General features: G+C 27.8%; 22 protein-coding genes. 17 read left to right on the top strand and 5 right to left on the bottom strand.

The features are described from left to right. From recN to scpB, 10 genes are all read left to right on the top strand, one after another. Entirely contained in the window at window positions 1-1,710 is a 1,710-nt protein-coding gene (gene recN, locus ACQ3F0_RS02360; RefSeq protein ID WP_428863419.1) for a DNA repair protein RecN, read from the top strand. Between the two features lie 125 nt (window positions 1,711-1,835). Further along, window positions 1,836-3,044: a SpoIVB peptidase gene (gene spoIVB / locus ACQ3F0_RS02355; protein WP_428863418.1), complete on the top strand. Its 1,209-nt coding sequence runs from the start codon at window positions 1,836-1,838 to the stop codon at window positions 3,042-3,044. Between the two features lie 166 nt (window positions 3,045-3,210). Further along, entirely contained in the window at window positions 3,211-4,029 is an 819-nt protein-coding gene (gene spo0A, locus ACQ3F0_RS02350; RefSeq protein ID WP_428863417.1) for a sporulation transcription factor Spo0A, read from the top strand. A gap of 55 nt (window positions 4,030-4,084) precedes the next feature. After that, window positions 4,085-4,603 (top strand): NUDIX hydrolase, encoded by a 519-nt coding sequence (locus ACQ3F0_RS02345; protein ID WP_428863416.1) that lies wholly within the window; start codon window positions 4,085-4,087, stop codon window positions 4,601-4,603. Window positions 4,604-4,721: 118 nt separating this feature from the next. Then, window positions 4,722-5,348: a stage II sporulation protein M gene (gene spoIIM / locus ACQ3F0_RS02340; protein WP_428863415.1), complete on the top strand. Its 627-nt coding sequence runs from the start codon at window positions 4,722-4,724 to the stop codon at window positions 5,346-5,348. Between the two features lie 269 nt (window positions 5,349-5,617). Then, the gene (locus ACQ3F0_RS02335; protein ID WP_428863414.1) at window positions 5,618-6,493 is read left to right on the top strand and encodes a site-specific tyrosine recombinase; all 876 of its coding nucleotides are present in this window, start codon (window positions 5,618-5,620) and stop codon (window positions 6,491-6,493) included. A 103-nt stretch (window positions 6,494-6,596) separates the two neighbouring features. Next, a complete protein-coding gene (locus ACQ3F0_RS02330; protein ID WP_428863413.1) occupies window positions 6,597-7,772 on the top strand; it encodes a D-alanyl-D-alanine carboxypeptidase family protein in 1,176 nt (391 codons plus the stop codon). 172 nt (window positions 7,773-7,944) lie between these two features. Further along, window positions 7,945-9,114 carry a tRNA nucleotidyltransferase/poly(A) polymerase family protein gene (locus ACQ3F0_RS02325; RefSeq protein WP_428863412.1) on the top strand — a complete coding sequence of 390 codons (1,170 nt, stop codon included), beginning with the start codon at window positions 7,945-7,947 and terminating at the stop codon, window positions 9,112-9,114. 10 nt (window positions 9,115-9,124) lie between these two features. Further along, a complete protein-coding gene (locus tag ACQ3F0_RS02320; RefSeq protein ID WP_428863411.1) occupies window positions 9,125-9,868 on the top strand; it encodes a segregation/condensation protein A in 744 nt (247 codons plus the stop codon). Then, on the top strand, window positions 9,861-10,475 hold the full coding sequence (gene scpB / locus ACQ3F0_RS02315; protein ID WP_428863410.1) for an SMC-Scp complex subunit ScpB: 615 nt from the start codon (window positions 9,861-9,863) through the stop codon (window positions 10,473-10,475). Before ACQ3F0_RS02320 ends, scpB begins: the two co-directional genes overlap by 8 nt. Window positions 10,476-10,550: 75 nt before the next feature. Here the strand turns inward: scpB and ytfJ are convergent, their stop codons facing one another. Together ytfJ and ACQ3F0_RS02305 are read right to left on the bottom strand one after the other, a co-directional pair. Continuing rightward, window positions 10,551-10,958, bottom strand: coding sequence for a GerW family sporulation protein (gene ytfJ / locus ACQ3F0_RS02310; protein WP_428863409.1), 408 nt, complete (start codon window positions 10,956-10,958; stop codon window positions 10,551-10,553). A gap of 3 nt (window positions 10,959-10,961) precedes the next feature. Continuing rightward, window positions 10,962-11,501 (bottom strand): DUF2953 domain-containing protein, encoded by a 540-nt coding sequence (locus ACQ3F0_RS02305; protein ID WP_428863408.1) that lies wholly within the window; start codon window positions 11,499-11,501, stop codon window positions 10,962-10,964. A gap of 254 nt (window positions 11,502-11,755) precedes the next feature. Here ACQ3F0_RS02305 and ACQ3F0_RS02300 point away from each other — a divergent pair, with 254 nt between their 5' ends. Further along, window positions 11,756-12,862, top strand: a complete 1,107-nt coding sequence (locus tag ACQ3F0_RS02300) for a D-alanyl-D-alanine carboxypeptidase family protein (RefSeq protein WP_428863407.1) — start codon at window positions 11,756-11,758, stop codon at window positions 12,860-12,862. 46 nt (window positions 12,863-12,908) lie between these two features. On the opposite strand, the gene ACQ3F0_RS02295 is transcribed toward ACQ3F0_RS02300, so the two are convergent. Beyond that, window positions 12,909-13,448, bottom strand: coding sequence for a 2'-5' RNA ligase family protein (locus tag ACQ3F0_RS02295; RefSeq protein ID WP_428863406.1), 540 nt, complete (start codon window positions 13,446-13,448; stop codon window positions 12,909-12,911). A 118-nt stretch (window positions 13,449-13,566) separates the two neighbouring features. On the opposite strand from ACQ3F0_RS02295, the gene ACQ3F0_RS02290 reads away from it, so the two are divergent. After that, window positions 13,567-13,767 carry a hypothetical protein gene (locus ACQ3F0_RS02290; RefSeq protein ID WP_428863405.1) on the top strand — a complete coding sequence of 67 codons (201 nt, stop codon included), beginning with the start codon at window positions 13,567-13,569 and terminating at the stop codon, window positions 13,765-13,767. Window positions 13,768-14,107: 340 nt separating this feature from the next. Beyond that, on the top strand, window positions 14,108-15,118 hold the full coding sequence (locus ACQ3F0_RS02285; protein WP_428863404.1) for an ABC transporter substrate-binding protein: 1,011 nt from the start codon (window positions 14,108-14,110) through the stop codon (window positions 15,116-15,118). A 136-nt stretch (window positions 15,119-15,254) separates the two neighbouring features. On the opposite strand, the gene ACQ3F0_RS02280 is transcribed toward ACQ3F0_RS02285, so the two are convergent. After that, window positions 15,255-15,725, bottom strand: coding sequence for a MarR family transcriptional regulator (locus ACQ3F0_RS02280; protein WP_428863403.1), 471 nt, complete (start codon window positions 15,723-15,725; stop codon window positions 15,255-15,257). Window positions 15,726-16,069: 344 nt separating this feature from the next. Between ACQ3F0_RS02280 and ACQ3F0_RS02275 the strand changes: the two genes are divergently transcribed. From ACQ3F0_RS02275 to ACQ3F0_RS02260, 4 genes are all read left to right on the top strand, one after another. Then, on the top strand, window positions 16,070-17,242 hold the full coding sequence (locus tag ACQ3F0_RS02275; protein WP_428863402.1) for a MalY/PatB family protein: 1,173 nt from the start codon (window positions 16,070-16,072) through the stop codon (window positions 17,240-17,242). A 36-nt stretch (window positions 17,243-17,278) separates the two neighbouring features. Beyond that, complete coding sequence (locus tag ACQ3F0_RS02270; RefSeq protein ID WP_428863401.1) at window positions 17,279-18,631, top strand: APC family permease; 1,353 nt, start codon at window positions 17,279-17,281, stop codon at window positions 18,629-18,631. Between the two features lie 36 nt (window positions 18,632-18,667). Then, a complete protein-coding gene (locus ACQ3F0_RS02265) occupies window positions 18,668-19,042 on the top strand; it encodes a RidA family protein (RefSeq protein ID WP_428863400.1) in 375 nt (124 codons plus the stop codon). A gap of 275 nt (window positions 19,043-19,317) precedes the next feature. Further along, a complete protein-coding gene (locus ACQ3F0_RS02260; protein WP_428863399.1) occupies window positions 19,318-19,797 on the top strand; it encodes a peptide-methionine (S)-S-oxide reductase in 480 nt (159 codons plus the stop codon). Between the two features lie 215 nt (window positions 19,798-20,012). On the opposite strand, the gene ACQ3F0_RS02255 is transcribed toward ACQ3F0_RS02260, so the two are convergent. Then, entirely contained in the window at window positions 20,013-20,474 is a 462-nt protein-coding gene (locus ACQ3F0_RS02255) for a staygreen family protein (protein ID WP_428863398.1), read from the bottom strand. Window positions 20,475-20,489: the final 15 nt, after the last annotated feature.

Genomic DNA, 20,489 nt, shown 5'->3' with positions numbered 1-20,489 from the left:
ATGCTACTTCAGGTAAGCGTAAAGAATTTTGCTTTAATAGAGAATTTAAATGTAAATTTTGAAAAGGGATTAAATATTTTAACTGGTGAAACAGGAGCTGGAAAATCAATATTAATAGATGCCATTAGTTATGTTTTAGGCGAAAAAATTAATAAAAATTTATTAAAACAAGGTGAAAACAAAACATTTGTAGAAGCAGTTTTCGAAATAAATAATCCAAAGACATGTGAAATTCTTAGAGATTTTAATATAGAGTTTGATGATATAATTATTGTAAGTAGAGAAACTTCAAAATCAGGTAAAAGCTTAGTGAAAATAAATGGTAAGTCTTTATTAATTTCTCAAATGAAAGAAATCTCAAAAACTCTATTAAATATTCATGGACAGCATCAGAATCAAGATTTGCTAGATTCATCTAAACATATTGAGTATTTAGATAAATATGGTGAAGTTGATTTGAAAGAAGTTCTAGCAAAATATAATGAATATTATGAAAAATATTCATATATTAAGAATAAAATTGAAAAAATTGAAAAGAATAGAGATGAAGACGAAAAATTAAAAGACTATTTATCTTTTCAATTAAAGGATATTGAAAAAGCAAATCTAAAGAAAAATGAAGATAAAGATTTAGAAGAACAATATAATATGTTATCAAATGCAGAGAAAATCAGCTCTGTTTTAAATGAAGCATATGAAGTTTTAAATGAAAATTCTGACTCATATTATTCTGTATACTATCAAATTGGTAAACTTATAAATAGTTTAAGAACTATAGAAAACAATTTAAAAGATATAGTTCCTTCTATAAATTTATTAGAAGAGTCATTTTTTAACATAGAACAAGTTATTGAAGAAGTAAGGAAATTTAAAGAAAACGTATATTACAATGCTGATGAACTTGATTACATAAATAGCAGAATATTTCTAATTGATGCTATGAAGAGGAAATATGGTGAATCTGTTGGCGAAATTTTAGAATTTAAAGAATCTTTAAGAGAAAAAATTGATAATATCGAAAACAGTGATAAAATAATAAATCAATTACACAAAGAGAAGGAAGACATACTCCAAAAATTAAAACATAGTGCAGCAATTTTATATGAAAAAAGATTAATTGTAAAAAAAGATTTAGAAGAAAAGATAAAATCTGAGCTTAATTATGTTGGATTAGAAAAAGCAGTTTTTAATATCGAAATTACACATGGAGAAGACTTTTATCATAATGGAAGTGATATAATTAGATTTTTGATTTCTACAAACCCTGGTCAACCATTACATACAATGGAATCAATAGTTTCTGGAGGAGAATTATCTAGAATAATGTTATGTTTAAAAACTATTTTTGCTGATAAAGATGATATTCCTACATTAATTTTTGATGAGATCGATACAGGTATTAGTGGTAGAACTGCTCAAAGAGTTGCTGAAAAGATGTTTATTATTTCAAAAAAACATCAAGTATTTTGTGTAACACACTTACCGCAGATAGCTAGTATGTCAGATTTTCATTTGAAAGTTTTTAAAGAAACAGTTGATGAGACCACTGTAACTAATATAGTTAATTTGAAAATAAATGAAAAAGAAGAAGAAATTGCTAGAATGATAGGCGGAAGTAAAATTACAAAATTAACAATTGAAAATTCAAAAGAAATGATAAAGTTTGCAAATGAAACTAAAAAAGAGTTATTTTCTAAAACCATTTATTAATTTATATGGTTTTATCTTTTTTTTAAAGAAAAAGTGAGTATTTTCTGTATAAATATCTTAGAATAATATATTACAGTTGGGGAAAGTTAAAATTGAAGTTAGTATGTTATGCAGGAGGTAATGTTATGAAAAAAAGACTTAGTCGCATAATATGCTGGATTATTATTCCTTTCCTTATTTTGTGCTGTGGTATATTTAAAAATATTTCTTCAATACCAAATACAATTTTTGTGCATGAAGGACAGGAGATAGAATCCAATAATATTATTGACACTAACATTTTTTTAACTAAGAATATAGCTATAAATGAAAAAAATAATAATGATGCTATAAGTATAAATTTACTAGGATTGTTTCCAGTCAAATCTGTTTCAGTTGAACCTGTACCAGACATTAGTCTTTATCCTGGTGGTCAACCGATAGGTGTTAAACTAAATACCAAAGGTGTATTGGTAGTTGCTTTATGTGATGTGGAAACTAAGGGTGAGAAAATCACTAGTCCTGCAGCCCTTGCAGGTATTCAAGTTGGCGATATAATCACTAAAGTTAATAATAAGAAAATAGATACTGCAGAGAAACTTGTTTATGAAATAAAATCTTCAAATGGAAAAGAAATAACTGTTTTATTTGATAGGGATGGAAAAGAATATTCTAAGAAAATAATACCATTGAATTCTGGTAAGGATAATTATAAAATTGGATTGTGGGTTAGAGACTATACATCAGGTGTGGGAACATTGACTTTTTATCATAAGGATTCAAGGATTTTTGGTGCATTAGGACATCCTATAACAGATGTTGACACTGGCACAATATTAAGGATAGATACCGGTGAAATTGTAAACTCTTCAATAATATCTTACAGAAAAGGAGAAAAAGGAACACCTGGAGAGTTAAGGGGATTATTTATTGATGAAGATAATTGCATTGGAACAGTGAAAAAAAATACTAAATGCGGGATTTATGGTAAAGGTACAAATTTATTATCAAAACATCGCTATTCAAAACCAATGAAAGTTGCTTTGAGAAATGAAATTAAAATTGGACCTGCAAAAATATTAACAACTATAGATGGAAATGAACCTGAATTATATGATATTGAAATAGAAAAACTATTGAATCAAGAGGTACCTGGATCTAAATCAATGGTAATAAGAGTTACTGATGCTAGATTATTGGAAGAAACAGGTGGGATTGTTCAAGGTATGAGTGGTAGCCCAATAATTCAAAATGGAAAAATTATCGGAGCTGTAACACATGTTTTGATTAGTAGACCTGATGTAGGTTATGGAATTTATATAGAATGGATGTTGAAAGATGCAGGAATATTATAATATTACTAGAAATTATTTCAATTTGGTAGTAAAATAGAAGATAATAAAACTTTATCCTCTATTTTACTAAATTTTTCTAAAAAATTTATTTTATTAGAGGATTTATCAAAGAAATGTCGAATACATATTATATAACAATATGGTAAAATATAGGAGTAGATTTTAAATGGATAGTTCCAAAATTAATGTAATAATTGCAGATGATAACAAGGAATTTTGTAACATACTAAATGATTATCTACTAAATCAAAGAGATATAATGGTTACAGGGATTGCAAAAGATGGTTTAGAAGCATTGGATTTGATTCAAGAAAAAAAACCAGATTTAATAATTTTAGATATAATTATGCCACATCTTGACGGGTTAGGTGTTTTAGAAAAATTAAGCACATTGAATATTGACCCAATTCCAAGAGTTATAGTTTTATCAGCAGTTGGACAAGATAAAATAACACAGCGTGCTCTTACATTGGGTGCAGACTATTATGTTGTAAAGCCTTTTGATATGGAAGTGTTTACAAAAAGAATAAGACAAATGTTTAATGATACAATTTCTGGCGACAACTCATCAATAAAGAAGAGTTCTACAATTGGCGAAAATGTAAGTATACATATTTCAAGAAATGAACCTATGAACTTAGAACAAGAAATTACAAACATAATACACGAAATAGGTGTTCCTGCACATATAAAAGGATATATGTATCTTAGAGAAGCTATTAACATGGTTGTAAACAATATGGAATTACTTTCTGCAGTAACAAAAGAATTATATCCTTCAATTGCAAAAAAATACAATACAACTGCAAGTAGAGTTGAAAGAGCTATAAGGCATGCAATAGAAGTAGCTTGGTCAAGAGGGCAAGTTGATACAATTAATAGAATTTTTGGATATACTGTATCTAATGGTAAAGGAAAGCCTACAAATTCTGAATTTATAGCAATGGTTGCTGATAAACTTAGATTAAAAAATAAAGTTAGTTAAGAATTTTAAATTTTCATGTTCATTTAAAGCTTAAAATAATGGAGGAAATTTAAAAATGGATGTAATAGAAAATACACTAAAATCTGAAGTGAAATTTGAAGGTAAAATTATAAATTTATCAGTTAAGGAAGTAGAATTGCCAAATGGAAAAACGGCTTATAGAGAAATTGTTAATCATCCTGGTGGTGTTGCTGTAATAGCATTTAAAGATGAAAATACTCTTCTTATGATAGAACAATTTAGAAGTCCTATTGAGAAAGTTTTACTAGAAATACCAGCTGGAAAACTTGAAAAAGACGAAGATATTGAACTATGTGGTAGAAGAGAATTGGAAGAAGAAACAGGATATAAAGCTGAAACTTTTACATACCTTGGAAAGATTGTACCATCTCCAGGATATACCGATGAGTATATATACTTATATAAAGCGGAGAACCTATTTAAAGGGAATGTTGGTGGGGATGATGATGAATTTATCAATTTACTGGAAATAGATCTTAATGTAGTTAAAGAAATGGTCAAATCAGGAAAAATTATAGACGCAAAAACTATTTGCGCCTTGATGTATTTATAAAACAACTGAGCCACAAAGGTTATGTAAATAACTTTTGTGGCTTAACTATAATATTAATTGAATAAATTCCTTAGGTTAAACATATTTATTATTAATTAATAACTTAAGGAGGAGAAATATGAAAAACTATCTATTGAACATTAATTTAAACAAGAGAATAAAAGAGAGCTTGTTATTGTATATTATAACTCTATTATGTATATGTACTGGAATTGTTTTAGGAATATATGCAGTCAAGTATATGGGGAAATACGAAAAAACTGAACTATTGAATTATTTGAATAATTTTTTGGTTTCAGTGGACAAGACTAAGGTTAATAATATCGAGGTGCTAGTTCAAGCTATAAAGAATAATTTGCCAGTGATTATAGCTATTTGGTTTCTAGGATTGACTATGGTTGGAATGCCAATAATCTTGATTATTGATACTTTTAAAGGATTTAGTTTAGGATTCTCTATTAGTTTTTTAATGAAAGAGCTAGGAGGAAAAGGTATTGGGATAACATTGTTAAGTATAATACCTCAGAATATTATATACATACCATTAATTATTCTTTCATCAGTATTTGCTATGGAATTTTCTTTGAATTTATTAAATAAAGATTCATATAAGAATGTTAAAGAAAGTATTTTTGTAACAATTGTCTCCTACTCAAGTATGTACATATTAATAATAATAGTAATGTTTATTGGATTTTTCATTGAAGCATTTATAATTCCTAATGTTGTAAAGTTAATTGTATAATTAATATAATTAGGAGGATAAATTTATTGAAAAATTCAATAATAAGCTTTATCATATTAGTAATGAAGTGTGTTGTTATATTATATTTTTTTTCTGTTATACTTCCTGTTGTTTTTGACTTTTTAGTATCCACTTTATTTTTAAAGTCCAGAAAATATGATAATGTAACATATGTCTTTAGAATTTATAAGGTGAATTATAACATTTTTAAATATTATGTTTATGTATTTAAATGTTTCTTAACGTTATAATTTTAGATGAGGAGAATTATGGTATCTTATATCAATGAGTTTATAAAAGATGGAGAAAAAAGAAAACTAAGCAAAAATACTTTAGATTCTTATAAAAGAGATCTAAAACAATTCGAGAAGTTTTTAAATGAAAGAAATGAAGATATAATTTCGTCTGATTCTGTTACTATTATGTCATACATACAATTTATGAGAATTAAAAAAAGAGCTAATTCATCAATTGTAAGAAGTATTGTAACTTTAAGAGTTTTTTATAAATATTTATTTAATAAAAATTTAGTTCAAGAAAGTCCTTTATTCTATTTTAAATCTCCAAAATCAAAGAGAAATATTCCGTTTATTTTATCTGTAGAAGAAGTAGATAGTTTACTTAATATGCCAGAAAGTAATACAATAAAAGGAAAAAGAGATAAAGCAATGTTGGAGTTGATGTACGCAACCGGAATGAAAATAACTGAACTTATTAATTTAAAAATAAGTGATATAAATTTAAAATTATCATATATAAGATGTAAAAATAATAAATTTGAAAGAATAATTCCTATAGGTTCATATGCTATAAAATGTTTGGAGAATTATCTTGGAGTTAGAAAAGAATTTAATAAATATAATGAAGAATATTTGTTTTTTAATTTAAGAGGAAATAAAATGAGTAGACAAGGCTTTTGGAAGATAATTAAGGAATATGCAGCTGAGTTAAATACAGATAAGAAAGTTGATTCAAATGTTTTGAGACATTCTTTTGCTGTTCATTTGATTGAAAATGGTGCAGATTTAAAATCTATTCAAGAATTATTAGGACATGCAGCAATTTCTAGCACTCAGATTTATTCATCTATTGCAAAAAAATCGAAAATAATGGACGTATATAAAAAATCTCATCCTAGAGCTTAGGATGAGATTTTTTTGTTGGTAATTATAGCTAGTCATATTTAGTGATAATCTATTGGAATTTGGTAAAAATAAAAGCATAAAGGAAAAAAGGAAGGAGATACACATGAAAAAATATAAAAAATTCTTAGCTATGTTCATTATTTCAATACTTATGATATCCAATACTTTAAATATTGTAGTATTTGCTGCTTCACCAGAATTAGAAGTAGAGGCAAAATCAGCAATATTAATTGAGCCAAGTACAGGAAAAATAATTTATGAAAAGAATTCACATGAAAAATTTGCACCTGCATCAGTTACAAAAATTATGACATTATTATTAACAATGGAATCAATTGATAGTGGGAAGATAAAAATGAAAGATGAAGTAGTTGTAAGCGAAAATGCAATGAAAGCTGGAAAAGGCGGTAGTAGCAGTATGTTATTAGATACTGGAGAAGTTAGAACCGTTGAGGAGTTAATAAAAGGTGTAGCTATAGCATCAGGTAATGATGCTGCTGTAGCATTAGCTGAATATTTGGGTGGTAGCGAAGCAGCTTTTGTGAAAGCAATGAACGATAGAGCAAAGCAATTAAAGATGGATGATACTACTTTTAAAAATTGTCATGGACTTTCTGCTGAAGGACATTTAACCACAGCTTATGATATTTCATTAATGTCAAGAGAACTATTAAAACATGACTCTATCTTAAAATATACTGGAACATATATGGAGACAATTACTGAAGGCAGGTTAAATCCTATAGGCCTTGTAAATCATAATAAATTGGTTAGATTTTATAAAGGTTGTGATGGTCTTAAAACTGGATTTACAAACGAAGCTAAATATTGCATATCAGCAACTGCAATAAGAGATAATGTTAGAATGCTTACAATAATAATGGGGGCACCTACTTATAAAGTTCGGAATAGAGATGCTAGTATGTTAATGAATTATGGATTTTCACAATTTGAATCAACTAACATATTGGAAAAAGATGCAGAAATAGAAAAGGTACTTTTGAATAAAAAAGGAGACAAATTTCTTATTGCCAAAGCTAGCGAAAATTATACAGCTATTTTAGAAAGAGGTAAAGAAAATAAAATAGAGAAAAATTTAAAAATTGATTTTTCTTCTAAAGAATTTAAGCAAGGAGAAAAAATAGGAGTCTGTGAAATTGTTATTGATGGCGATAAGATTGGAGAAGTAGATATTTATAGTGATAGAGATATAAAAACTAGGGGAATACTTGATCATTTAAAAGAAAACTTAGAATCACTTTTTGATAAAGCAATATAAAGACATAGTTAAATATTTGATGTTTTGAACAATAGATGCAAATATCTGTAAAACATTTAGGAGAATAAAAGTTCTACAAAAAACACTGTAGAGCTTTTATTTTTGCTATAATAAGGTTAGACTATAAAACATGCAATACACAAAATACATCAAAAACTAAGAGGTAATTACCATGGGAATAAAAAATTATTTATCTTCTGAGGAATTAATAGTAGTAAATTATGTATGCGAGATATGTAAGGAACTTTCTATAAAAGCATATTTAGTTGGAGGAGTAGTAAGAGACTATTTACTCGGAAGAAGGTTTAAAGATATAGATATATGTATAGAATCGGACCCAATAATTGTGATAGAAGAAATGCAAGGTAAAGGGTTTATAAATAAATACAATTATTATGAAAATTTTCGTACGAGTACTATACAATTCAAAAATGGAGTTGAAATAGACTTAATTTGTACTAGAAAAGAAGAATATATAGAGAATGGATCATTACCTTCTGTCATTAAATCCACTATTGAAGAGGATTTGTTTAGAAGGGATTTTACTATAAATGCATTAGCTTATGATTTAATTGATAATAGGATAATAGATATTTACAATGGAGTAAGTTCTATTTATAGGAAAGAAATTACTAAAATTCATGCAAACTCATATTTTGAAGATCCTACAAGGATTTTTAGAGCAATAAAATATTCAAATAGATATGATTTTAGCATAATGGACAGAGCTGAAATTCAAAGTGTAGTTAATAAAGGTATACAAAACATGATATCTCATGATAGAATTATGAAGGAAATAATTTCGCTTTGCACTGAAAAAGAATGTGTAAAAAATTTATATACTGTATCCATGTTTAATATTATTAAGTTAGATATGAAGAAACTTTTTTTAGAAAACTCTTTGTATGATAATAATAAAATTGAACATAAAATTGCTTCAATATTTTATGCTTTATCAGATGAAGAAGATAAGAAAATTTTTATTTCAAATTCAGTTTTATCTAAAGAAATTAGAATAGCTTTTAGAAATCATAATTTGATATTGCAAAGATTAGAAGATATGATGAATAAAGGAGCAGATAATTTTAGTATATATACTATTTTTAAAAATCTTAATCCAATTGAAATGCTATTGATTAATTATGAGCATAAATATAAATATATTATAACCAATTACAAGAATAATTTAAGTAGTATGAAACTAAATACGAAGCTTTTAGATGATAAAGTAAAAACAATTGAAAACAAAAAAAAATTAGGTAAGATGATGAAAAAAATAGTAGAATTAAAACTAAATACATTAATTGAAATAGAAAAAACATACCAAAAAAGAATTTTTTAGGAGAGCCATAATGCCATTAAAAATAAAAATAGAAAATTTTGAAGGACCTTTTGACTTACTCTTACATTTAATCAAGAAGAACAAAATGGATATATATGATGTTAAGATTCATGATATAACAAATCAGTATTTAAAATATATTGATTCAATGAAAGAGATGGATCTGGAAGTCACTTCAGAGTTCATTGTAATCGCAGCTACACTACTTCAGATTAAATCCAATATGTTATTACCTAAAAGCGTTGAAGAGGAAAATGAGGATGAATTAGACCCTAAAACAGAGCTTATAAATCGGTTGATTGAATATAATAAATTTAAAAATGTAGCAAATTTTTTATCATTAAGAGAAGAAGCAGTGGGAATTAGGTATTATAAAAAAGCTGAAGTAATTGAGACTAAAGAGGATAGTAATATTGAGGATTTTTTAGAAAATATATCAATTTTAGATTTATTTTTATTATATAATGAATTGATATCAAATTATAACGAAAAAATTAATAAAAATAATGTGATTCAAAAAGAAATTCCTTTAGATAAATATAAAATTGAAGATAAAATGCTCCAATTAGATAATTTAATTAAAGAAAAAAGGAGTATAAATTTTTCTAAAATGCTTAAGGAATGTGAGTATAAAATTGAAATTGTTGTAACTTTCATGGCAATGCTTGAATTAATGAAAACAAGAAAAATAAAAGTTTTTCAAGAAAATAACTATGAAGATATTTATATAGAAGGGGCTATTATTAATGAATGATATTAATATAAATCAATTAGAAACACAAGAAATAAGAGATAAGGAAAGATTTTTTTCTATTATCGAAACATTATTGTTTATAAGTGGAGAGGCAATTATATTAAAGGAAATAGCCTCTATAATCGATTGTGAAGAAAGTTATACTAGTGAACTATTAGCGGAAATGAAATTGAAATATGAAGCAAATGATAGAGGATTAGTCTTGGTAAATCTTAACAATAAATATTTACTTGCAACAAAATCAGAAAATAGTGAGTATGTGCAGAAATTATTAAAAACTAATGTTAGACAATCACTATCGAGAGCAGCCCTTGAGACTTTGGCAATAATTGTGTACAAGCAACCGATAACTCGTATTGAAATAGATGAAATACGTGGTGTGAAAAGTGATAGAGCAATACAAACATTGATAGATAAAAATCTCATAAGAAAATCTGGAAGAAAAGAAGTTCCAGGAAGACCACTACTTTACGCAACTACAGAAGAATTTTTAAGTTATTTTGGTATAAAAAATCTAAATGAAATGCCGTCAATAGAAAGTTTTATAGAAGAAATAGAAGATTTAGATGATGATATGGATGAAATTGCATTAGACAAAGAAAATTAAATATAATTCATAGAATTGAATATAAAACTAGATTTATGCAAATATAAATCTAGTTTTATATTTGATTCTTGTGTTTTACTCTTCAGTTAAATCTTCTTCCTTATCTTTATTCTCTTTATCGAAAAATTTTGTAATCATATCAATAGCATTTGGAATTTGATCAACTAACTTATCATATGTATTTTTTTGATCCATAGGAAGTAATCTAACAGTGTTTTCTCTTATTACTAGGAAAGCTATAGGCTTTATTGATACACCTGAACCAGAACCACCTGCAAATGGTAAATTCTCAGATGAATTATTTTCAAGATTTACATTGGAGCCACCAGAGGCAAAACCCAAACAAACCTTGGAAATGGGGATAATAATGGTGTTTTCTGTTTCTATTGGATCTCCAATAATGGTATTCACATCAATTATTTTTCTCAAGTTTTCCATAGTAATATTGATTATTGAATCAATGTTTCCGCTTTTATTTTCCATGAACTATCCTTCCTTTTTTTTATTTTCTCTTTTATACTTTATTACATAATTCAACAATATAAGTATAAAGATTATGATATTTAATATATTGCAGATAAAAAATAGATTTAATTTTACTTCAATCTTTTTTTTATTCCAAATGGGCACTATATTAATTTTTGAAATTTTCAAATGAAAAAAATTATTAAATAAAACTAAAAGTTGAGATACTATATAATTTATAGCTCCATAAGAAATCCCGGTAATAGCTGGGTCTCCAAAACCATATTCATTATTTAGTTTTATAAAAACAATAGGCTTATAATATGAAAATTGAGATGTAAAAAGAAGTTTTCTTACTAATTTCAATCTCTCAACGTTATTACTTGGTTTAATAACTATCCTTTTCTTCTGTTTCTTTGATTTTTTATTTACAAATCCAAAAGATTTTATATTAAATCCATTAATCTTTAAAATAAAGTTTGAATTATAATTATAAGTTAAATCAAAAATAAGTGGTAATGGAATAATTAGAATCAACAAAACTATTATTAATACTTTCAAGGAATATACCTCCAATAACATTAATAGTATAACCAAAAAATAATTTTATATCATATTAATCCATAAAAAGTAATTATAAGTAAATTAACCACTCCAAAAATTACATGACTAATAATATTTATAAAGTTAAAAATAAGATTATTGGGATTTTAGATTAGCTATTAATATATGATTATAATTCAATATCTGTAAGGACTTTGGACAGGTATAAATTTCATTTTATGTAACAGTTTTTATAGTTAGGAGGAGTAAAAATGAAAAAGAGAAAAAATTTAATTCTACTTTTTATATGTAGTATAATGATTTTTAATGTTTTTAATATAAAAGTAGGAGCAGCACCTATCTATATAAATGCCAGATGTGCAATAGCAATGGATAGTAAAACGGGTATAGTTTTATTTGAGCAAAAAGCAAATAATATAACGCCTATGGCAAGTACTACTAAAATCATGACAGCACTTGTAGCAATAAAATATGGAGATTTAGACAAGAAAATTGAAATATCAAAAAAAGCAGCAAGTGTTAGTGGAAATAAAGTGAAATACAGAGCTGGGGAAGAACTGACTTTAAGAGAATTATTGTATGGTTTAATGTTAAAGTCAGGAAATGATGCTGCAATTGCCATTGCAGAAGGAGTCAGCGGAAGTGTAGAAGAGTTTTTGAAACTTATGAATGAGTATGCTGAAGAAATTGGAGCATGTAACTCTCATTTTGAAACACCACATGGTTTAGATAGTCAAAATCATTATACCACAGCTTATGATTTAGCATTAATAACAAGTAAAGCAAAAGAAGATGAGCTATTTAGTAAAATAGTAAATACAAGAGATATTGGTGCTAAACAGGGTGGATTTACTAGAAGTTATCACAATATAAATAAAATACTTTACCAAATACCAAATGCTAATGGGGTGAAAACCGGATATACTGGTGGTGCGGGAAAATGCTTAGTAACCTCAGTAAAGGGTAAAGAATCTGACATAATTATTGTAGTTATTAATTGTCCAGGTAGATGGAAAGAAACAAAAAAAATATATGATTACTGCAAAGAAAATTATAAATATAAAACTTTAGCAAAAAAAGGTGATAAATTAGGTGAAATCCAAATAAATGAAAAGAATAAAATGGATTTATTATCGAAAGATGATATAATTATTCCGGTGAAAAATGAGTCACAAGTTAAGTATGAAGTTAAAATACCGGTAGAAGCTCCAAATAAAATACTTAAGGGAGAAAATCTTGGAAAGGTACAAATTTTACAAGATGAGGAAATACTTTTGAGTATGCCTTTGGAAGCAGAAAAAGATTTTGCTTTAGAAGAACAAAATATATTTACAAAAATTATTGAAAAACTAAAATAAGGATTTGGATCTAATTATAGGGTTTCTTGTACAACAAGAGGAAACCCTATAATATTTTTCTATATAAAACCATTTCACTTGTATTATTAACAGGCTTCCATAGTTGTATTTCAGATACTGTTGGGTTTATGTCAAATTCCATATCCATTATATACTCACAGGCGTTATTAAATTCATTTGTTTCCCATTCTCTTTTGGAGAAATAAATATTTGCTAAGGAAATATGAAGATCCCAATCTTCGATATTTTCTCTTACTTTAAAATTATTAGCTTTTAAAGAACTATTTATATCATAAATAAGACTTTGTGTATCTAAGTCTTTTTCAACTTTTAAATTCACTGATTTATATGGTGGATCAAAGCAAATACCTCTATTAATTTTTAAAGTAAATTTTGAGTACTTTTTTAAAATTTTGTCTAGAAGAGGAATTAGTTTGTCCTTTTCTGCTTCGTCAATAACTTCCAAGGTCATATGAAGTGTAGGAAGTTTTTCATATAAATTATATTTATCTGCAATTTGTTTTTGTAAATATTCAACTTTTTTATAGGACTTTTCGTCAAATAAAGCTACTAAATAATATTGCATTACATCACCTACTTTATTCTTTTTATAGATTATATCATTTTATTTGAAAATTCTCAATTTAGATTATAAAATTACTTTAATAGGAATATAATATATAAAGCAATTTATGAGGGTATATATGAGATTAGCTTTTAATTTTAAAAATTCAAAAAGAATTGTTCTTACTAAAGATGAAACTAAAACATTTATAAAAAAAATTAACTATTTAAAATTATTAAAAGTAGCAAATTCAAAAAAAGAAAGTGTTGGCGGTAAATTTACTGTAAGAGGAAAGGATATTAAAATGGAAGAGCTAGCATCAATTGAGATGATATTGTAAGGTATATGACTTATAAACTATAGATTATCTGTTCAATATCTTATGATGCAAATAAACTAAAGTAAAATAATCTATTTTACTTTAGTTTATTTTTGTGTAACAGGACAACTAGTAATAAAATACTTTATTATTAGAGCACTTTAGGAGGTTCATAATGAATTATGAAATGATTGACTGCATAGATGCTGGTACAGAATACTGTCCTTTTGTTATGGTAATGCGATATTGACATGATTTTAAAAACAAGCTAAACTTATTAAGTAGGATAATGTATTGAAACTCTCCAATGTGGGGGTTTTTTACTTTATTTAGAATTGTAGAAAATTAGGAGGATGGTAGTATGGTAGGAAAGAAAGTTTTAGCATTATTATGTAGTTCTTTACTTGTAACAAGTCTTATTGGATGTTCAGGAACCACAAATGAACCTTCAGGAGGATCTGAAGAAAAAGAGGTTATTGAAATTGGAGTAACTCAGATTGTTGAACATCCAGCTTTAGATGCTTCTAGAGAAGGGTTTGTGGCAGCCCTTAAAGAGAATGGATATGAAGAGGGTAAAAATGTGGAGTATGATTTTCAAAATGCTCAAGGAGACATGCCAACAACACAAACTATTGCAAAAAAATTCGTTGATGACAAAGTGGACATGATTTATGCAATTTCAACACCTTCAGCTCAAGCGGCGTTTAACGCAACAAAGGAAATTCCAATAGTAATAACTGCAGTAACAGATCCAGTAGGAGCAGGGCTTGTAGAGTCTCTTGAGAGTCCTGGCGGTAATGTAACAGGAAAATCAGGTGCATCACCTATGGACAAGCAATTTCAATTTATTAAAGATGAGTTGCCAAATATTAAGACTATAGGGATAATGTATAACACAAGTGAAAGTAATTCAGAAGTTCAAGTTAAAAGAGCTATAGAATTATCAAAAGAGCTAGGTATAGAAATTATTCAGCAAGGGATAACTAGTGTTAATGATATACCTCAAACTTTAAATTCAATACTTGATAAAATTGATGCTTTATATGTTCAAACTGATAATATGATAGTATCTTCAATGCCCATAGTATCTAAAATATGTTTTGAAAACAATAAACCTATAATTGGTTCAGAATCTTCTCACGTTGCTAATGGAGCTATTATAGCAATAGGTATAGATTATTTTCAATTAGGTCATGAAGCTGGAATGAAAGCTGTAGAAGTTTTAGAGGGTAAAATGCCAAAAGATATTCCAGTAACTACTCAAAAAGAAAGTTCAATACATATAAATACTGATGCTCTTGAAAAATTAAATATTGAATTTTCAGAAGAAATTATGAATAAAGCTACAAAAATTACTGGAGGCATTCAGTAGAGGATTTACTAATTAATAAAGCAAATAGTTTAGAAAACCCAATTTTGGTTTCTCTAAACTATTTTTTGTTGTATATATAAATTGAACAATGATAGCGCTAAAGCAATGGAATTAACTTACCAAATATAGAACTCTCCTATTTTTTGGAGAGTTCTATATTTCCTTGCATGTCAGTTGTTACTATAGTTAATATTTTTGTGAATTTTTCATAGTCTTTTTCGTCGTAATCTTTCATTTTACTTATAAGATGTCTATAGGTAGTATCGTCTAATTTCGAATGGAACTTACATATGTTTTTACCAATATCTGTTGCAAACAAATTAATCTTCTTGTATTCGATAGGATTTCTTTCTTTGCGTATCAATCCTTTTTTTTCTAACTTGTTAATTTTTTGAGAAATAGCACTTTGTGTTTTATTTTCAACTTCTGCAATTTCACTTACAGTAATTCCGTCGTTATTAAAAACAATAGATAGTGTATGCACTTCATTCATATATAATTTAACATCAGTGCCATAGTTTCTTGGTATAGATTCATATTCCTGAAATACTCTTGAAAAATCATATAATTTATCTATGAATTTTATAAATTGGCTTATATCATTCAAAATAATCCCTCCTGTGTAAACTTTAGCGAACTCTTTTATTATAGCAGATAAATACGAATAGTTTAAGCATATGCAAGTAAAGCTATTATAGATTGTTATAAACTTAACTATTTTATAAGTATTCTAGCAATAGAGAAATAGATTGTAGAATTTTTGATAAAAAACTAAATGAAAACCTTGACAATTATCAATTAAGCTGCTAATATGATGTTAAGAAGTTCTTCTGAAAAGATAAAGTCAATAAAGTAGTATTTATTAAGGAATCTAAAGTAGAGGATTTATAAAGGACTATTTTTTTGGTTTATCACTTAAGTAACTTAAGTGAAAAAATATAGGAGGGTATTATGAAATATAATTTTGATGAGTTAGTAGAAAGAAGAAACACGAGTTGTGTAAAATGGGATTTTATTAATGCTAATGAAGATGATAAGGATAAAATACTTCCTTTATCAATTGCAGACATGGATTTTGCATGTGCACAACCTATACTTGATGCCTTAAAAGAAAGAGTTGATAAACAAATATTTGGGTACTCTTTAGCTGATAAAAGCTATTTTGATGCTGTTACATCTTGGTTTAAAAGAAGATTTGATTACGAAATAAATCCAGAAGAAATAGTAACTTCACCTGGTATAGTTCCAGCACTTGCGGCAATTGTTCGTATGGTTACTAATGAAGGGGAAGGTGTTATAATACAAAATCCAGTATACTATCCTTTCAGTCGTGCAATAGTAAACAATGGAAGAAAGCTTCTTGTTAATGAATTGATCAACGATAATGGATATTACAAAATGGATTTTGAAGACTTAGAAGAAAAAGCTAAAGATCCAAATACTAAACTATTTTTATTCTGTAGTCCACACAATCCAGTGGGAAGAGTATGGAAAAAAGAAGAGTTGCAAAAAGTTATTGATATCTGTGTAGAAAATGATGTTTATCTTGTATCAGATGAAATCCATTGTGACATTGTGAGAAAAGGCGTTAAACATACCCCAGTTGGAACTTTATCATCCGATGAGAAAATTATTGTAGCTCTTGCTGCTAGTAAGACCTTCAATTTGGCAGGGCTGCAAATGTCTAGTATATTATTTAAGACTGAAGAGTTGAGACGAAAATGGTCTGCTGATTTAGTGGATAGAAATCATTTATTTGGAGCAGGAGTATTTGGCCTTGAAGGTACAAAAGCTGCTTATAATCTTGGAGAAGAGTGGTTAGAGCATGCTAATGAATACATGGATGGAAATCTACAATTTATAAAAGAATTTCTTAATGAGCATTTACCTAAAGCTAAATATACAATCCCAGAGGGAACATATTTTGCATGGATTGATTTAAGAGAATATGGGTTTAGTGCTGAAGAGTTAGAGGATTTCATGGTAAATAAAGCAAAACTTATTTTAGATGAAGGATATATTTTTGGAGAGCAAGGCAGAGGATTTGAAAGAATTAATGTTGCTTGTCCAAGACAAGTTCTTGAAGAATGCATGAATAGAATGAAAGATGCAATACTGCAATAAGATTATTAATTAATAAATTAATAGGGGGAATTTAATATGTCGAATAATCAAGCTAATTATATAAATCCAGAAGATAATCTTAAGAAGACAATCGGACTTGGTGGTGCTATAAGTATATCTACAGGGCAAATTATAGGTGCTGGAATTATGGCATTAACAGGTATAGGAATTGGCCTAACTGGTCCAAGTGTAGTATTTGCATTTGTTTTAGCCGCATTAATCACTATTGTAGTTGCAATGCCATTAGCATTTAATGGTGCAACAATCCCTACTACTGGAGGAAACTATAGATATACAAGTAGAATAATATCACCAAAGATTGGTTTCTTTTATTTGGCACTGTTTACTCTTGGACAGATAACAATTGCAATGTATGCGTTATCTTTCGCTGAGTATTTACAGGGTGTTATGCCAGGTGTTCCAATAAAGTTAGTGGCAGGCATAATTTTAACGTTATTATACTTATCTAATATAGTAGGAGTTCAAAAAGCAGCTAAATTGCAGAAAGTTTTGATGGTGTTATTAGTATTATCTCTAGGGATTTTTATAGTAAAGGGATTACCAAAAGTTGATTATTCTTTATTTACAGCTGGTAAAACTGTGTTGTTTACACATGGCTTGAAAGGATTCTTACAAGCAACTGCATTGCTTACTTTTGCTACAAATGGTGCAATTGTTGTTTCTGAACTTGGAGGAGAATTAAAAAATCCAGGAAGAGATATACCTGTAGCGATATTGGTTTCTACAGCAGTGGTTGGAGTATTGTATGCTCTAGTTTCAATGGTAGCAGTTGGTATTTTACCATTAGAACAAACTGCTTTTCAACCTCTTACAAATGTAGCTAAAGAAATACTACCAAATAGTCTTTTCATTTGTTTTATAGTTTTTGGAGCAATGGCAGCTTTAGCAACTACTCTAAACGCAACATTTTCATGGGTTACAAAGGGTCTTTTAATTGCATGTCATGATGGATGGTTACCAGAAAAATTTGGAGCAGTTAATAAAAAATATGGAACTCCTCACTGGATACTTACATTTTTCTATGTTGTAGGGTTAATTCCTATTGTTACAGGTTTATCACTAGAATTTATTTCATCTTTAGGTAATGCCGCTATACAACTTGCAAATATTTTACCATTAATTGCAGCAGCAATGCTAGCATATAAATATCCAGAAGCTTATAAAAAATCGCCTTTCAAATTGCCAAAAACATTAATAAAAGTACTAGTAGCAGGAGGAGTTATACTTCAATTTGTTCAAGGTTACTTCTTATTAGTAGATCAATCAGTTAGTGTATATGTTATGTCTGCTGTATATATTATTGCTGCATTTGTATATAGTAGTGCAGTTTATAAAAAAGGAAATATAAACTTTAAGAGAGAATTTTAATGATAGTGTGAAGTATGAAGAGTGGAGGAATTTAATATGAAAAAAATAGTTAATACAGAAAAAGCACCAGCAGCAATCGGACCATATTCTCAAGGAATAATAATAAATAATATGATATATACTTCAGGACAACTTCCAATGGATGAGAATGGTGTAATGCCAGAAACAATTGATATGCAAACTAAAACATCCCTTCAAAATGTAAAAGCGATTCTTGAAGAAGCAGGAACAAGCATGGGAAATGTTGTGAAGACTACTGTATTCTTAAGTGATATGAATAACTTTGTAGCTATGAATGATGTATACAAAGAGTTCTTTACTGAAAATTATCCAGCTAGAAGTGCTGTACAGGTTGCAAGATTACCTAAAGATGCACTTGTTGAAATTGAAGTTCTAGCAGTTATCAAATAATAAAAAAAATTAACAACTCTTTAAAGTTAAAAGTGAATAGAAGTATTAAGAAATCCAGTATTGAAGGTTTAACTCAATACTGGATTTTTGCATGAAGTAATACCAAGAAGTTGAATGTAGAGAATGAAGTAGTTAATTATTGAATAAATTTATGAAGATTTAGAATAGAATATGGTCAAACGTATCATAAATAATAGCGGTTTTTCTACTTTAAATTGCCTTAGAATTAAGGTATTATTAATTTAGCTATATTTTTACCAAATAGGAGGAACAATATGGAAGTAGTATATTTTGCTGGTGGATGTCTATGGGGAGTACAAGCTTTTATAAAAACTTTACCTGGTGTTAAGTTTACAGAAGCGGGAAGAGCGAATGGAACAAATAATTCACTTGAGAGTGACTATGATGGCTATGCTGAATGTGTAAAAACAAAATTTGATCCAAGGGTTGTAACTATTGAGCAATTAATGGAATATTTCTTTGAAATAATTGATCCATATAGTTTGAACAAACAAGGACAGGATGTTGGTAAGAAATACAGAACAGGAGTGTATAGTGAAGATTCTAAACATTTGGAAGATGCGAAGGCGTTTATAAGTAAGAGAAGTGATAGTGATAATATAGTTGTTGAAGTATTACCTCTTACAAATTACATCAGAAGTGCAGAAGAACATCAAAATAGGTTGGCTAGATGTCCAAATGATTATTGTCATATTCCAGAAAAAATATTAAATAAATATGACAAAGGGAACTAATCACAATTACTGTGTATTGACTCAACTGTTCCTTGTGAAAATTCGATAAAGCGTTTGGTTTTTCAGAAGGAATAGCTCATGTAGAATTAGATAAAAAAAGAGGATATATAGATAGCATGCTGACAGGAAATACTTGCGGTTTACCATCTAGCACTAAAATATAACTTTAATTTCTAAGAGCTCATATTGAGTTATTAGAAATTAAAGTTATATTTTTAGGTGGTTGATTTATTTATATTATAATCTGAAAAAGTTCCCCAATTTTCTATTCTGTTGAAATAAGGATTTATTGAATTAAAGTTAACTAATATTGGAGCATTATCTAATTCAGGATAAACACTAAAGAATTTATCATCGCCATATCTTATAGCTTGAAGAGCAAGGGGTAGTTCTCTTATAAATATTGCATTTCGTATAGCTGTTACAGTAGGACCTAAGTGACCATCTACATATAAGTTTACATAGTAAAAGTAGTTTTCACCTATTCTAACCCACTCACCAAGAACTTCATCTCTCATTTGGTTAATTTTATCATAGGCATATTTTAATCCTATGGTTAGAAAAAGCTCAGCGGTTATATCCGAATGGGTAAGGGTATATCGTCTAGGTATAATAGGGGTTGTAGGAGTAACGCCTTGAAAATCTACTGAAAGTTTTTCTGGATTTAGAGTACTCATTTTTACCTTCTTTAA

This window comes from Clostridium sediminicola, from assembly GCF_050402865.1.
Classification (GTDB): Bacteria; Bacillota; Clostridia; order Clostridiales; family Clostridiaceae; genus Clostridium_AF; species Clostridium_AF sediminicola.
This window is presented reverse-complemented; position numbering and strand designations above follow the sequence as displayed.

Coding starts and splice junctions, on each gene's coding strand:
- recN (WP_428863419.1), top strand. CDS start 1: ATGCTACTTCAGGTAAGCGTAAAGAATTTTGCTTTAATAGAGAATTTA.
- spoIVB (WP_428863418.1), top strand. CDS start 1,836: ATGAAAAAAAGACTTAGTCGCATAATATGCTGGATTATTATTCCTTTC.
- spo0A (WP_428863417.1), top strand. CDS start 3,211: ATGGATAGTTCCAAAATTAATGTAATAATTGCAGATGATAACAAGGAA.
- ACQ3F0_RS02345 (WP_428863416.1), top strand. CDS start 4,085: ATGGATGTAATAGAAAATACACTAAAATCTGAAGTGAAATTTGAAGGT.
- spoIIM (WP_428863415.1), top strand. CDS start 4,722: ATGAAAAACTATCTATTGAACATTAATTTAAACAAGAGAATAAAAGAG.
- ACQ3F0_RS02335 (WP_428863414.1), top strand. CDS start 5,618: ATGGTATCTTATATCAATGAGTTTATAAAAGATGGAGAAAAAAGAAAA.
- ACQ3F0_RS02330 (WP_428863413.1), top strand. CDS start 6,597: ATGAAAAAATATAAAAAATTCTTAGCTATGTTCATTATTTCAATACTT.
- ACQ3F0_RS02325 (WP_428863412.1), top strand. CDS start 7,945: ATGGGAATAAAAAATTATTTATCTTCTGAGGAATTAATAGTAGTAAAT.
- ACQ3F0_RS02320 (WP_428863411.1), top strand. CDS start 9,125: ATGCCATTAAAAATAAAAATAGAAAATTTTGAAGGACCTTTTGACTTA.
- scpB (WP_428863410.1), top strand. CDS start 9,861: ATGAATGATATTAATATAAATCAATTAGAAACACAAGAAATAAGAGAT.
- ytfJ (WP_428863409.1), bottom strand. CDS start 10,958: ATGGAAAATAAAAGCGGAAACATTGATTCAATAATCAATATTACTATG.
- ACQ3F0_RS02300 (WP_428863407.1), top strand. CDS start 11,756: ATGAAAAAGAGAAAAAATTTAATTCTACTTTTTATATGTAGTATAATG.
- ACQ3F0_RS02295 (WP_428863406.1), bottom strand. CDS start 13,448: ATGCAATATTATTTAGTAGCTTTATTTGACGAAAAGTCCTATAAAAAA.
- ACQ3F0_RS02290 (WP_428863405.1), top strand. CDS start 13,567: ATGAGATTAGCTTTTAATTTTAAAAATTCAAAAAGAATTGTTCTTACT.
- ACQ3F0_RS02285 (WP_428863404.1), top strand. CDS start 14,108: ATGGTAGGAAAGAAAGTTTTAGCATTATTATGTAGTTCTTTACTTGTA.
- ACQ3F0_RS02275 (WP_428863402.1), top strand. CDS start 16,070: ATGAAATATAATTTTGATGAGTTAGTAGAAAGAAGAAACACGAGTTGT.
- ACQ3F0_RS02270 (WP_428863401.1), top strand. CDS start 17,279: ATGTCGAATAATCAAGCTAATTATATAAATCCAGAAGATAATCTTAAG.
- ACQ3F0_RS02265 (WP_428863400.1), top strand. CDS start 18,668: ATGAAAAAAATAGTTAATACAGAAAAAGCACCAGCAGCAATCGGACCA.
- ACQ3F0_RS02260 (WP_428863399.1), top strand. CDS start 19,318: ATGGAAGTAGTATATTTTGCTGGTGGATGTCTATGGGGAGTACAAGCT.
- ACQ3F0_RS02255 (WP_428863398.1), bottom strand. CDS start 20,474: ATGAGTACTCTAAATCCAGAAAAACTTTCAGTAGATTTTCAAGGCGTT.